Genomic DNA, 13683 nt, shown 5'->3' with positions numbered 1-13683 from the left:
CGGATGGGCGGCGGCGCCGTCATCCAGGCCGGCGCTACCGCCCGTTGATGCGCGCTTTCCGAGGTCAAGGGCCGCCGGACCTTGACCTCGGCAACGGCTTAATTGTCCGTGACGTCCAGCTCCTGTTCGAGGCCGCCGCCCAGCAGCCGCTGCGCCGCGTCGGCCGGCAGCGCCTCGACGGACTTGAGCTTCCTTGCCATCTGGCGGCTGCGCACCTCGGCGGACTCGATGTTCTTGGCGGCGCGCTCCAGCGTCATCTTGGTGGCGGCCAGCACGTCGCCGAACTTGCCGAACTCCGTCTTCACGGCGCCCAGCACCTGCCACACTTCCGACGAGCGCTTCTCCAGCGCCAGCGTGCGGAAGCCCATCTGCAGGCTGTTCAGCAGTGCGGACAATGTCGACGGACCGGCGATGCTGATGCGGTGCAGGCGCTGCAGCTCGTCGGCCAGGCCGGGGCGGCGCATCACTTCCGCATACAGGCCCTCGGTGGGCAGGAACAGGATGGCGAAATCGGTCGTCTGCGGCGGGCACAGGTACTTGTCGGCGATGGTCTTCGCTTCCGTGCGCACGGCCCGTTCCAGCTCGCGGCCGGCCAGCGCCACGCCATCGGCATCGGCCCGGTCGGCCGCTTCCAGCAGGCGCTCGTACTGCTCCTTGGGGAACTTGGCATCGATCGGCATCCACATCGGCGGCCCCCCTTCCGCCTGGCCGGGCAGCTTCAGCGCGAATTCGACGCGGGCGTTGGTGCCGGCGACGGTCTCCACGTTCTTCGCGTACTGGTCCGGCGTGAGCACCTGCTCGAGCAGCATCTCCAGCTGCACCTCGCCCCAGGTGCCGCGCGTCTTCACATTGGTCAGCACGCGTTTCAGGTCGCCCACGCCCAGCGCCAGTTGCTGCATCTCGCCCAGGCCCTGGTGCACGCGCTCCAGGCGGTCGGACACCTGCTTGAACGATTCCGTCAGCCGCGACTCCAGCGTGGCATGCAGCTTTTCGTCGACGGTCTGGCGCATTTCTTCCAGGCGCGCGCCGTTGTCGGACTGCAGGTCGCGGATGCGGGTCTCCAGCGTGACGCGCACTTCGGCCATGCGGCGCGCGTTCGATTCGGTCAGTCCCTCGATCTGGCGGCGCATCGCGTCCAGCCCCTGCATGGTGGCGGCGTGCGACTGGGCCAGCGTGTGGCTCATTTCCTGGCGCTGCGCCTGGGCAGTCGCCTGCAGCTGCATGCGCACTTCGCGCTCCACCCGCTCGATGCGTTCGGCCAGCGCGGCATGGGCTGCCGTGGCGTCGGTGCCGCCCTGCCCCCGCAGGAGGATGACGATCTGCACGGCGAGAATGGCGATGGCCAGCGCCAGCAATGCGTAGAGTTCCATGGCGTCGGCCTCAATCCGCCTTGTTGCGCATCCAGTCGGCCGTCTGGTAGAACGACTGCATCAGCCGCAGGCGCAGGTCCTCGGCAATGCCGACATCTTCCATCGCCCACGCCATCGCGCGCAGCCACTGGTCGCGCTCGCTGGTACCCACGGCGAACGGCAGGTGGCGGGCGCGCAGGCGCGGGTGGCCGAACTGTTCCTGGTACAGGTCCGGGCCGCCCATCCAGCCGGTGAGGAACCAGTACAACTTGTCGCGCGAGCCGTCCGTGGCGGGGGGATGCAGGGCGCGCAGGCCGGCGAATTCCGGCTCCAGTTCCATCAGGTCGTAGAAGCGGTCCACCATCTCGCGCAGCTTTCCTGCGCCGCCGATAACCTCGAATAAAGTGCGTGATTCAGTCATGGCGCCCATGATATCGCACTGAAAGCCGACTGATTGATCTAAATCAATTACGTTAGCGATACCACGCAAGATAGCCGGGTTTGGTAGGAAGATGCACGCTTGTTCTGCGTCAATTCCTATCATGCACCACGATCGAACCGAACGCGCGACCGGCGGCTTCGTCGGCAATCTGGTGCGGCGCCACCGCGGCGGCGAACGCGCCGTCGTCCAGGCCTTCGTGCTGGGCTGGCTCGGCGTGCTGTGGCACCCGCTGTTCTTCGCGCTATTCACCTGGCTGTTCCCGCAAGTGTACGAAAGCGTGGCCGCCCGGCTGCTGGGCATGGCCATCGGCGTGGCCGGCATCCTGGTGGCGCGCACCGGCATGCACTGGTGCGAATGGTACGTGCCGTTCGCGCTGGCCTTCCAGCTGCCCTTCTTCGGCAGCTACATGTTCCTGATGAACGATGCGGCCGGCGCCTGGGTGCAGCTGCTGATCGTGATGCTGGTGGCGCTGTTCCACTTCTCCAGCGTGCTGGCGCTGCAGGCCTACCTGGCCGGTACGGTGCTGGCCTGCCTTGCCGTGATCGTCCAGGGCCATGGCCACATCCTGCTGGCTCAGGCCGTGCTGCAGCAGCTGCCGGTGCACTGGATGCTCATCGGCCTGCTGTGCGCGGCGCGCTTCTCGCGCACGGCGCTGGAACAGGAAAAGCTGGCCGGCATCGGCGAGGGCCTGGGCTCGGTGGCGCACGAGATGCGCACGCCGCTGGCCGCGATGGATGCCAATGTGCGCGGGCTGACGCGCATGCTGCAGGCGTTGCCGGCCGGCGTGCCCGAGGAAATCGGCAAGGCCATGGTGCGGGTGCAGTACGAAGTGCGGCACATGAACCACCTGATCGACCTGTTCCTGATGTCGTCCAGCGCCGTGCGGCGCCGCCTCGACCCGTTCGAATCCGTGTCGATGGCCGATGCCGTGGATGCCGTGCTGCGCCGCTATCCGTTCACGGGCCCGGAACAGCGCGAAGCCGTGGCCGTGCAGGTGAAGGCCAATTTCCGCTTCGCCGGGCAGTACGAGCTGACGGTGGTGATCCTCCTCAACCTGCTGCGCAATGCGCTGAAGGCGATCCACCGTGCCGGCAAGGGCCGCGTGCGCATCGTCGTCGATGGCGACCGCCGCATGCCGCGCCTGCTGTTCATCGACACCGCCTGTGGCATCGCGGCGCGGCGTCTGCCGCTGATCTTCCAGCGCTTCTATGCCTACCCGGCGCACAACGGCACCGGCGTGGGCCTGGCGCTGTGCCGCCAGATCATGCGGGCGTGGAAGGCCGACATCCGCTGCGTGTCGCGCGAAAACGGCTACGCCATCTTCATCCTCGAATTCCCGGTCCAGCGCATTTCCACCGCAGGTGACTCATGAAACTGCCGATCTATTCGCATCCCAGCACCGTGGTGCTGGTCGACGACAGCGACTCGTTCCTGAAAAGCCTGTCGTTCCAGCTCGACCCGCTGTTGCCCAGCAAGACCTTCCACGACACGGCCGTGGCACTGGAATGGTTCGCGCAAAGCAACCGGCGCGACGACCTGCCGCTGCATGTCAACTTCGATAACGTCAACCAGGCGCCGGACCTGCCGAACGTGGCCGTGGACGTGCGCCGCATCCACCGCGTGTGCGAACAGGGCCAGCGCTTCTCGATCCCGTCCGTGCTGGTGGTGGACTACTCGATGCCGCAGATGAACGGCATCGAGTTCTGCCAGGCCCTGCAGCACCTGCCCACCAAGAAGATCCTGTTCACCGGCGCGGCCGACGAGAAGATCGCCGTCGAGGCATTCAATCGCGGGCTGATCGACCGCTACATCAAGAAAAGCGACGACGATGCGCTGGACCGGCTGGAGATCGAGATCGGTGCCATGCAGCGCGCCTTCTTCCTCGACCACGCGCAAACGTTGTCGGACATGCTGGCGCTGCACGACTTCAGCTTCCTGCGCTGCCAGGCGATGGCCACGCTCGTGCAGGAGCTGTACCGCAAGCACGGCTTCGTCGAGCACTATCTGTATCCCAGCCCGGCCGGCATCCTGTTCTTCGACCGCTACGGGCGCGGCAAGCTGATGGTGATCGAGACGGAACAGGGCATGTGCGCCCAGTACGAAGTGGCGCGCGACAGCGATGCGCCCCACTCGCTGCTGCTGGCGCTCTCCGAACGGCGCGTGCTGCCGTTCTTCCCGCCCACGGCCGGCGACGGCATGTACTCCAACGAGGCGGGCGACGAATGGCACCGCCACTGCCGCGCGCCGCAGGTGTGCCAGGGGCGCGAGAAGTATTACTGGGCGCTGTTCGATTTTCCCGAGCTGTACCTGGATGCGCCGCCGGTGCCCTTCGAACAGTTCCTCAATGCGCGGCATGCGCCGCTGGCGGCGTAAGTCGCTCACACAAAAGTGCACCCCTGCTTTTTTGTGGGGCCAGAAAAAAACGACCGGCAGAGCCGGATCGTTTTTACGCATCAAAGGCAGAACAGGATGTTGCAAAGAGCGTTTGCGCACCGGGGTCTGACCCACGGCGCCCACGGCCATTGACTTGGCTGCGATGGTTCCCGCGGGTCTGACCCCAGCAGTTCGCATGCGCGTCGATGGTTCCGAAGAAGGGCTGGGGTCAGACCCGCGGGATTGTCAACGACAGGGCGCGATGTCCCGGGCGCTGTGGGTCAGACCCCGTGACGCAACCGCTGGCGATCAAGACTTCGCCTCAGGCCTCGCGCAGCGTTTGCAGTGGCGGCTGGCGCAGCACGTTGCGCAGCCCGAGCCAGCCGCCGATCACGGCGCACAGCGCGCCGACGGCCACGCCGGCCAGCCAGGCGACGGGGCTGAACACCCAGTCGAACTTGAACTGGAAGGTGGCCAGGCCCCAGCCCATCGCGGCGGCGCCGGTGGCGGCCAGCAGGCCGGCCAGGCCGCCCACCAGCACGAACTCGATCAGCTGCGCCTGCGACAGCTGCTTGCGGGTGGCGCCCAGCGCGCGCAGCAATCCCGCCTCGCGGGTGCGCTCGTCCTGCGATCCCATCAGCGCCGCATACAGCACCAGCACGCCGGAAGCGAGCGTGAACGTGAACAGGAATTCCACCGCCTGGATCACCTGGTCCAGCACCGACTGGATCTGGCGCAGCACGCCGCCCACGTCCACCACCGTCAGGTTCGGGTAGTCGCGCGACAGCCGGGTGGCCAGCGCCACGGAGGCCTTCGGCAGGTGGAATGCGGTGATCCAGGTCTGCGGCGTTTCCGCCATCGCGCGCGGGTTGATGACGACGAAGAAGTTGACCCGCATCGAGCCCCATTCGAGCTTGCGCAGGCTGGTGATCTTCGCGGCCACCGGCGAGCCGGCGATATCGAAGGTCATCGTGTCGCCCAGCTTGAGGCCCAGCGTTTTCGCCAGTCCCTCCTCCACCGACGCTTCCGCGGTACCCGGCGCATCCGTGTACCACTGGCCCGCCGTGATGCGGTTCTGGGCCGGCGGCGCCGCCATCGTGGACAGGTTGAATTCCCGTTCGGCCAGGCCGCGCGCCCGGTCTTCCGTGTAGGTGGTGGCCGTGATGGCCTTGCCATTCACGGCGGTGAGGCGGCCGCGGATCATCGGGTACAGCGGCGCTTCCGCCACGCCGCCCTCGCGCAGGCGGCGCGCGATGTCGGCCTTCTGGTCCGGCTGGATATTGATGATGAAGTGGTTCGGCGCATCCGGCGGCGTGGCGCTGCGCCAGGACGTCATCAGGTCCTCGCGCACGATCGTCAGCACCAGCAGCGCCATCAGGCCCAGCGCCAGCGACACCACCTGCACGATGGTGGCGCCGGGACGGCGCCCCAGCGAGGTGACGGCAAAGCGCCATGCCTGGTGGTTCACCGAGGTGCGCAGGCGGCGCAGCGCGGCAAGGCCCAGCCAGCCCACCAGCGCGAACACGCCGAACGCGCCGGCGAAGCCCAGCGCCGTCCAGCCGGCCAGCTTCGGATCGCCGGCCTGCCACAGCAGCAGCACGGCAAACGCCACCAGGCCCAGGCCATAGGTGGCCAGCGCCATCGGCTGCGGCGCGGCCTGCTCGCGGCGGATCACGCGGTTGTGCGGCACGTTGCGCAGCTGCAGGATCGGCGGCAGCGCGAAGCCGGCCAGCAGCAGCATGCCGACCGCGAGGCCCTGCAGCGCCGGACCGAAGGTGGCCGGCGGCAGGTCGGCCGAGACGAGGCGGCCCAGCAGTTCCAGCAGCACGTAGTGGCTGGCAAAGCCGATCAGCACGCCGAGCAGGCTGCCCACCAGGCCGACGAGCAGGAATTCGACGAGGTACATGACCGTGACCTCGTTCTGCGTCAGGCCCAGGCAGCGCAGCATCGCGCAGGCGTCCAGGTGGCGCAGCATGAAGCGGCGCGCCGCCATCGCCACCGCCACGGCGGCGAGCACGGCCGACAGCAGCCCCACCAGCGACAGGAAGCGGTCGGCCCGTTCCAGCGTGGCGCGCATCTCGGGGCGGCCGTCTTCCAGCGTATCGATGCGCACGTTGCGCAAGTCACCGGCATCGATGCGCGCACGCAGCCAGGCCGAGTAGTCCTCGACGGCTTGCCGCCCCTGCGGCCCCTGCCCCGCCGCCAGCAGGCGGTATGTCACGCGCGAGCCGAGCTGCACGAGATTGGTGGCCGGCAGCTCGTCCGCGCGCAGCATCGCGCGCGGTGCGAACGACATGAATCCGGTGCCGCGGTCCGGTTCCGAGGCGATCAGCTGGGCGACGCGGAACGTTGCGTCGCCCAGCCGCACGGCATCGCCCACCTTCGCATCGAGCGCGCGCAGCAGCGCCACGTCCAGCCACACGGTGCCGGGTGCCGGAATGTCCGCCGCCGGCGTGCCGATACTGTCGCCGGCCTGCGCCGGATCGGTGGTCACCTTCACGCGGCCGCGCAGCGGATAGCCGGGACTGACGGCCTTCAGTGAGGCCAGCACCGACTGCGCCTGGTCGCCTTCGCCGGCCTGCACCATGCTGGGGAACACGGCGGTATCGGCCAGCACGAGGCCGCGTTTGGCCGCCTCGTCGCGCCAGGCCTGCGGCAGGCGCTGGTCGCCGCCGACGACGAGATCGGCACCGAGCAGCTGGTGCGCATCGCGATTCAGGCCGGCGCGCAGCCGGTCGATGAAGAAGCCGGCCGAGGACAGCGCGGCCACGGCCACGATCAGCGCGACGAGCAGGAAGCGCAGCTGGCCGGCGCGCCAGTCGCGCGCGGTCATGCGGAGAGCTTGCAGGAACATGATGTCTTGGCGGGTGGACTCAGACGACGTTGAAGGCGGCGAAGTAGGCGTCGAGTTCGTCGATGAACTTCTGCTTGTCGGCCTGCGGCAGGAAGGAGGCGGTGAAGCTGTTCTTCGCCAGGTCGTAGGCATGCTGCAGGCCCAGCGGCAGCGATGCGAACACGGCTTCGTAGTTGGCGTTCACGTAGCCGCCGAAGTAGGCGGGATCGTCGGAATTGATCGTCACCACCAGGCCGGCATCCATCAGCTGCAGCAGGTTGTGGCCGCCCATGTCGTCGAACACGCACAGCTTCACGTTCGACAGGGGGCATACCGTCAGCGCGATTTTCTCGGCCGCGACACGGCGCGTCAGCGCGGCATCCTCGAGCACGCGCACGCCATGGTCGATGCGCTCCACGTGCAGCACGTCCAGCGCCGACGCGATGTAGGCCGGCGGGCCTTCCTCGCCCGCGTGCGCCACCAGGTGCAGGCCCAGCTCGCGGGCACGGGCGAACACGCGCGCGAATTTCTCCGGCGGGTGGCCCACTTCGGACGAGTCCAGGCCCACGCCGATGAACCGGTCGCGGTACGGCAGTGCCGCTTCCAGCGTGGCCAGCGCGTCCTCTTCGGACAGGTGGCGCAGGAAGCACAGGATCAGCGTGGCGGAGACTTCGCTGTCGGCGCAGGCGCGGTGGATGCCGTGGATCACGTCGCCCATCGGCACGCCGCGTGCCGTGTGGGTTTGCGGATCGAAGAAGATCTCCGTGTGGCGCACGTGGTCAGCTTTGGCGCGGTCCAGATAGGCGGCCGTCATGTCATAGAAATCCTGTTCCTTCAGCAGCACGCTGGCGCCGGCGTAGTAGATGTCGAGGAAGGATTGCAGGTCCTGGAAGGCATACGCTTCGCGCAGCGCCTCGACGGACGGATAAGGCAGCTGCACGCCGTTGCGTTGCGCCAGCGCGAAGATCAGCTCGGGCTCCAGCGAACCTTCGATGTGCATGTGCAGTTCGGCTTTCGGCATGTTGCGCACGATGTGCTGCAGTTGGACGTTCATGGTGTTCTTTCAAGGACAGGGTTTGCGCACGGCTTGGCGCAGGAATTCTGTTCATCTTAACGCAAGAATTTCAGGCGGGAGCGGCGCGCCTTTGCCAGCCGGCCCCGACGCCGCACGGTTTGCAGGGCGCTCAGCACGGCTCGCGCAGGCGTGCTACTGTGGCGCAAAGGGCAAGCGAATTGGTAACAGTGCTGTGAGTGGCATCAACCGTGCGCACCTTTCGCCTTGTGAATCAGCGCCTTATCAGAGAGATTGACGATGCAGGATAATCTTTTGACTTCCAGCACGGTTAGCGCAATAATCAATTTCACATGCGTAAGATGCGTTACGGCGCACACACACGCAAGCCGGCACCCGACCCGCGGCACGGCCAATAAAAACGCAGCTCACAGGTGCGCGCAACGCGCACCGGCCAGAGAAGCTGCGCACGACATCAAAGACAAGAATAATCATCAGGGAGTTTGCACCCAGGACCAGGCCAGCAGCCCCAGCGACGACTGCCGGCCACTGTAGGGGAGCCCGAACGCCGTTGCCGGCAGGCGCTGCCATTGGCAGCAGCCTGCGCAAGGCAGCGCCGGGCCGCCCGCGACATGCAGGTTTACATCAGAGGACACGCACATGACGATCTTTGACAACTACGCAGCCCGGTACGAGCGCACCAAGGAAGAGGAGATGTCCCTCTCCGACTATCTCCAGCTTTGCAAGAAGGATCACCTGACCTACGCGTCGGCGGCGGAGCGCATGCTGGCCGCGATCGGCGAACCGATGCTGGTCGATACGCGCAACGACACCCGGCTGTCGCGCATCTTCGCGAACAAGGTCATCAAGATCTATCCCGCCTTCCGCGAGTTCTACGGCATGGAGGAAGTGATCGAGCAGGTCGTGTCCTATTTCCGCCACGCCGCGCAGGGCCTCGAGGAACGCAAGCAGATCCTGTATCTGCTGGGACCGGTCGGCGGCGGCAAGTCGTCGATCGCGGAAAAGCTCAAATCGCTGATGGAACAGGTGCCGTTCTACTGCATCAAGGGTTCGCCCGTCAACGAATCGCCGCTGGGGCTGTTCAACGAGGCGGAAGACGGCGTGATCCTCGAGGAGGACTACGGCATCCCGCGCCGCTACCTGCGCAGCATCCCCAGTCCGTGGGCGGTGAAGCGGCTGCACGAGTTCAACGGCGACATCAACCAGTTCCGCGTCGTCAAGCGCTACCCCTCCGTGCTCAAGCAGGTCGCCATCTCGAAGACCGAACCGGGCGACGAGAACAACCAGGACATCTCCTCGCTGGTCGGCAAGGTCGACATCCGCAAGCTGGAGGACTACGCGCAGGACGATCCGGACGCCTACAGCTACTCCGGCGGCCTGTGCCTGGCCAACCAGGGCCTGATGGAATTCGTGGAGATGTTCAAGGCCCCCATCAAGGTGCTGCACCCGCTGCTGACCGCCACGCAGGAAGGCAACTACAAGGGCACCGAGGGCTTCGGCGCGATCCCGTTCGACGGCGTGGTGCTGGCCCACTCGAACGAATCGGAATGGAAGAGCTTCCGCAACAACCGCAACAACGAGGCCTTCCTGGACCGGATCTACATCGTCAAGGTGCCGTACTGCCTGCGCGTGTCGGACGAGATCAAGATCTACGACAAGCTGCTGCGCAACTCGTCGCTGGCCGAGGCGCCCTGCGCGCCGGGCACGCTGCGCATGATGTCGCAGTTCGCCATTCTGTCGCGGCTGAAGGAGCCGGAGAACTCGTCGATCTTCTCGAAGATGCTGGTCTACGATGGCGAGAACCTGAAGGACACGGATCCGAAGGCGAAGTCGATCCACGAATACGTCGATTACGCGGGCGTGGACGAAGGGATGAACGGGCTGTCGACCCGCTTCGCGTTCAAGATCCTGTCGAAGGTGTTCAACTTCGACTCGACCGAGGTGGCCGCCAATCCCGTGCACCTGCTGTACGTGCTCGAGCAGCAGGTCGAGCGCGAGCAGTTCCCGCCGGAGACGGAGCAGAAGTATTTTTCGTACATCAAGGAACACCTGGCGCAGCGCTACGTGGACTTCATCGGCAAGGAAATCCAGACGGCCTACCTGGAGAGCTATTCCGAGTACGGCCAGAACATCTTCGACCGCTACGTGACGTTTGCCGACTTCTGGATCCAGGACCAGGAATACCGCGATCCGGACACGGGCGAGAGTTTCGACCGCGAGTCGCTCAATGCCGAGCTGGAGAAGATCGAGAAGCCGGCCGGCATCAGCAATCCGAAGGACTTCCGCAACGAGATCGTCAATTTCGGCCTGCGTGCGCGCGCCAACAACGGCGGCAAGAATCCGGCCTGGACCTCGTACGAGAAGTTCCGCACGGTGATCGAGAAGAAGATGTTCTCCAACACGGAAGAGCTGCTGCCGGTCATCTCCTTCAATGCGAAGGCATCGGCCGAGGATGCCAACAAGCATGCCGACTTCGTGGCGCGCATGGTGGAAAAAGGCTACACCGCCAAGCAGGTGCGGCTGCTGTGCGAATGGTATCTGCGCGTGCGGAAGTCCTCGTGACGTAAGCGGTGCATAATGAAGATGTACCTAATGAGACTTACTCCGTGAAAGCGGCGGCCGTGCAGGCCTGTGAAGCCTGCCACCCGGCCGCGGCGCCGGATTCATTGCAAAGGGAACACGCCGCGCCTGGCGGGCCGGCCGCGTTCCAGGCAGCAGGAGTGATATGGCTTACCTTATCGACCGTCGTTTGCAGGGCAAAAACAAGTCCGCGGTCAACCGCGAACGGTTCCTGCGGCGCTACAAGGCCCAGATCAAGGACGCGGTCGGGCGCGCCATCAAGGGCCGTTCCATCACCGACATCGAAAATGGCGAGAAGGTCTCGATTCCCGTCAAGGACGTGAACGAGCCGAGCTTCGGCCATGCCCATGGCGGCGTGTGGGAAGTCGTCAATCCCGGCAACCAGGAATACGCCAAGGGCGACCAGATCGCCCGGCCGAAAGGCGGCGGCGGTGGCGGCCGCGGCAAGGCCGGCAACAGCGACCAGACGAGCGAGGACGACTTCATCTTCGAACTGTCGCGCGAAGAATTCATGAACTACTTCTTCGAAGACCTGGAACTGCCCAACCTCGTCAAGACCCAGCTCACCGCCACCACCGACTTCAAGAGCCAGCGCGCCGGCTACACGGTGTCGGGCACGCCCAGCAATATCCACGTGCTGCGCTCGCTGCGCGGTGCGCTGGGGCGGCGCATCGCCGTCGGCGGCTCGTCGCGCAAGGCGCTGGCCGAGGCCGAGCAGGAACTGGAGGCGCTGCTGCTGGACGGCGCGCCGCTGGACGATCACCACGTCGTCGAGCTGAAGAAGAAGATCCACGCGCTGCACACACGCCTGCTGGCCATCCCCTACATCGACCCGTTCGACCTGCGCTACAGCAACCGCATCAAGATCCCGAAACCGATGACGCAGGCCGTGATGTTCTGCATCATGGATGTGTCCGGCTCGATGGACGAGGGCCGCAAGGACACGGCCAAGCGCTTCTTCATCCTGCTGTACCTGTTCCTCAAGCGCGTGTACGACAAGATCGAGGTCGTCTTCATCCGCCACCACACGGCCGCGGCCGAGGTCGACGAGCACGAGTTCTTCCACTCGCGCGAGTCGGGCGGCACCGTCGTGTCGTCCGCGCTGAACCTGCTGAACAAGATCATCGACGAGCGCTATGGCGCGGGCCAGTGGAACAGCTACGTGGCCCAGGCGTCCGACGGCGACAACTGGGACAACGACTCGGTGCTGTGCCGCCAGCTGCTCACCAACACCATCATGCCGAAGGTGCAGTACTACACGTACGTGGAGATCACCGATGGCCCGGCGCAGAACCTGTGGGAACAGTATGCGCAGGTGCCCGATCACCACCAGCACTTCGCCATGCAGAAGATAGTCACGCCGGCCGACATCTATCCGGTGTTCCGTGAACTGTTCAAGAAGCAGCCGAAATAATGAACCAGATGACGAAACGACCGCCGCATCCCCGTGCGCTGCCGGAGCAGTCGGAGTGGACCTTCGAGCTGATCGAGCAGGCCCACGAGGAAATCCGCCGCGTGGCCGAGAGCTTCGGCCTCGACACCTATCCGAACCAGCTGGAAATCATCTCGGCCGAGCAGATGATGGATGCCTACACTTCCGTCGGCATGCCCGTCTCGTACAACCACTGGTCGTTCGGCAAGCACTTCCTCGCCACCGAGAAGGGCTACAAGCGCGGCCAGATGGGGCTGGCCTACGAGATCGTCATCAACAGCAATCCCTGCATCGCCTACCTGATGGAGGAAAACAGCCTGACGATGCAGGCGCTGGTGATCGCCCATGCGGCCTATGGCCACAACTCCTTCTTCAAGGGGAACTACCTGTTCCGCACCTGGACGGATGCCGAGGCGATCGTCGACTACATGGTGTTCGCGAAAAACTATATCGCCGAATGCGAGCAGCGGCACGGCATCGATGCCGTCGAGCTGCTGCTCGATTCCTGCCATGCGATCCAGCACTACGGCGTGGACCGCTACAAACGGCCGGCCAAGCTGTCGCTGGCCCAGGAGAAGCACCGCCAGCGCGAGCGCGAGGATTACCTGCAGTCGCAGCTCAACGAATTGTGGCGCACGGTGCCGAAGCGCGCGGAAGAAGAGGCCGTGGCCCAGGCCCCTGCCCGCTTCCCCGTCGAGCCGGAAGAGAACCTGCTGTACTTCATCGAAAAGTATGCGCCGCTGCTGGAACCTTGGCAGCGCGAGCTGGTGCGCATCGTGCGCAAGATCTCGCAGTACTTCTATCCGCAGCGCCAGACCCAGGTGATGAACGAAGGCTGGGCCACGTTCTGGCACTACACGATCCTGAACCAGCTGTATGACGAAGGCGTGATCGGCGACGGCTTCATGATGGAATTCCTGAAGAGCCACACGAACGTGGTGTACCAGCCGCCCGTGCACAGTCCCTATTACAACGGCATCAATCCGTATGCCCTTGGGTTCGCGATGATGACGGACATCCGCCGCATCTGCGAGAACCCCACGGCCGAGGACCGCGAATGGTTCCCCGACATCGCCGGCAGCGACTGGAAGAAGACGCTCGACTTCGCAATGCGCAACTTCAAGGACGAGAGCTTCATCGCCCAGTACCTGTCGCCGCGGCTGATCCGCGAGTTCCACTTCTTCGCTGTCCTGGACGATGACCGTAACGAAAAACTGTCCGTCTCGGCCATCCACGACGAGATGGGCTACCGCTACGTGCGCCAGCAGCTGGCGGACCAGTACAACCTGGGCAACCGCGAACCGAACATCCAGGTCTGGTCCGTCAACACGCGGGACGACCGCGCCCTCACCCTGCGGCATACGCAGTTCAACCGCCGCCCATTGAACCAGCAGGCCCACGAGGTACTCAAACACGTGGCGCGCCTGTGGGGCTTCGACGTGCATCTCGATACCGTCTCGCCGGAGGGCAAGCTGATCAGCACCCTCGAGTGCAAGCGCGAGAAGCGCGGCCGCTTCATCTGAGGAGAACGGCCCCGGCGCTGGCGCCAGGGCCGCGGCTCGTCCAAACAATCAACTTTCTGATTGAAACCCTCTCCACAGGCAGTTCATTATTGGTCTGACCACCTGTGAGCCGGCCCGA

The 13683-nt window shown here is 65.3% G+C and carries 9 protein-coding genes; 5 read left to right on the top strand and 4 right to left on the bottom strand.

Going from position 1 to position 13683, the window contains the following annotated elements; all coding sequences use genetic code 11:
* Positions 1-98: 98 nt before the first annotated feature.
* Complete coding sequence (locus IP91_RS16675; RefSeq protein ID WP_145650190.1) at positions 99-1370, bottom strand: DNA recombination protein RmuC; 1272 nt, start codon at positions 1368-1370, stop codon at positions 99-101.
* A gap of 10 nt (positions 1371-1380) precedes the next feature.
* Entirely contained in the window at positions 1381-1779 is a 399-nt protein-coding gene (locus IP91_RS16670; RefSeq protein ID WP_145650189.1) for a group II truncated hemoglobin, read from the bottom strand.
* Between the two features lie 112 nt (positions 1780-1891).
* On the opposite strand from IP91_RS16670, the gene IP91_RS16665 reads away from it, so the two are divergent.
* Together IP91_RS16665 and IP91_RS16660 are read left to right on the top strand one after the other, a co-directional pair.
* The gene (locus tag IP91_RS16665) at positions 1892-3163 is read left to right on the top strand and encodes a sensor histidine kinase (RefSeq protein WP_145650188.1); all 1272 of its coding nucleotides are present in this window, start codon (positions 1892-1894) and stop codon (positions 3161-3163) included.
* A complete protein-coding gene (locus IP91_RS16660) occupies positions 3160-4164 on the top strand; it encodes a response regulator (protein ID WP_145650187.1) in 1005 nt (334 codons plus the stop codon). The genes IP91_RS16665 and IP91_RS16660 overlap by 4 nt, the downstream gene beginning before the upstream one ends.
* 322 nt (positions 4165-4486) lie before the next feature.
* Here the strand turns inward: IP91_RS16660 and IP91_RS16655 are convergent, their stop codons facing one another.
* Together IP91_RS16655 and IP91_RS16650 are read right to left on the bottom strand one after the other, a co-directional pair.
* Positions 4487-7018: an ABC transporter permease gene (locus IP91_RS16655; RefSeq protein WP_145650186.1), complete on the bottom strand. Its 2532-nt coding sequence runs from the start codon at positions 7016-7018 to the stop codon at positions 4487-4489.
* A 19-nt stretch (positions 7019-7037) separates the two neighbouring features.
* A complete protein-coding gene (locus tag IP91_RS16650) occupies positions 7038-8051 on the bottom strand; it encodes an adenosine deaminase (RefSeq protein WP_145650185.1) in 1014 nt (337 codons plus the stop codon).
* A 618-nt stretch (positions 8052-8669) separates the two neighbouring features.
* On the opposite strand from IP91_RS16650, the gene IP91_RS16645 reads away from it, so the two are divergent.
* The 3 genes from IP91_RS16645 (at position 8670) to IP91_RS16635 (ending at position 13565) form a co-directional block, all read left to right on the top strand.
* Positions 8670-10592: a PrkA family serine protein kinase gene (locus tag IP91_RS16645; protein WP_145650184.1), complete on the top strand. Its 1923-nt coding sequence runs from the start codon at positions 8670-8672 to the stop codon at positions 10590-10592.
* A gap of 163 nt (positions 10593-10755) precedes the next feature.
* Positions 10756-12024: a YeaH/YhbH family protein gene (locus IP91_RS16640; RefSeq protein ID WP_145650183.1), complete on the top strand. Its 1269-nt coding sequence runs from the start codon at positions 10756-10758 to the stop codon at positions 12022-12024.
* Entirely contained in the window at positions 12024-13565 is a 1542-nt protein-coding gene (locus IP91_RS16635) for a SpoVR family protein (protein ID WP_371860626.1), read from the top strand. The genes IP91_RS16640 and IP91_RS16635 overlap by 1 nt, the downstream gene beginning before the upstream one ends.
* Positions 13566-13683 lie beyond the last annotated feature (118 nt).

Origin of the sequence: Pseudoduganella lurida (genome assembly GCF_007830455.1) — a bacterium.
Taxonomy (GTDB): Bacteria; Pseudomonadota; Gammaproteobacteria; order Burkholderiales; family Burkholderiaceae_D; genus Rugamonas; species Rugamonas lurida.
Note: the sequence above shows the minus strand (reverse complement) of the source record. Positions and strands in the feature narration are given on the sequence as shown.

What these genes read in the sequence shown, in the direction of transcription:
- IP91_RS16660 (WP_145650187.1), top strand. Translation starts at nt 3,160, where the DNA reads ATGAAACTGCCGATCTATTCGCATCCCAGCACCGTGGTGCTGGTCGAC.
- IP91_RS16675 (WP_145650190.1), bottom strand. Translation starts at nt 1,370, where the DNA reads ATGGAACTCTACGCATTGCTGGCGCTGGCCATCGCCATTCTCGCCGTG.
- IP91_RS16670 (WP_145650189.1), bottom strand. Translation starts at nt 1,779, where the DNA reads ATGGGCGCCATGACTGAATCACGCACTTTATTCGAGGTTATCGGCGGC.
- IP91_RS16640 (WP_145650183.1), top strand. Translation starts at nt 10,756, where the DNA reads ATGGCTTACCTTATCGACCGTCGTTTGCAGGGCAAAAACAAGTCCGCG.
- IP91_RS16650 (WP_145650185.1), bottom strand. Translation starts at nt 8,051, where the DNA reads ATGAACGTCCAACTGCAGCACATCGTGCGCAACATGCCGAAAGCCGAA.
- IP91_RS16635 (WP_371860626.1), top strand. Translation starts at nt 12,024, where the DNA reads ATGAACCAGATGACGAAACGACCGCCGCATCCCCGTGCGCTGCCGGAG.
- IP91_RS16665 (WP_145650188.1), top strand. Translation starts at nt 1,892, where the DNA reads ATGCACCACGATCGAACCGAACGCGCGACCGGCGGCTTCGTCGGCAAT.
- IP91_RS16645 (WP_145650184.1), top strand. Translation starts at nt 8,670, where the DNA reads ATGACGATCTTTGACAACTACGCAGCCCGGTACGAGCGCACCAAGGAA.
- IP91_RS16655 (WP_145650186.1), bottom strand. Translation starts at nt 7,018, where the DNA reads ATGTTCCTGCAAGCTCTCCGCATGACCGCGCGCGACTGGCGCGCCGGC.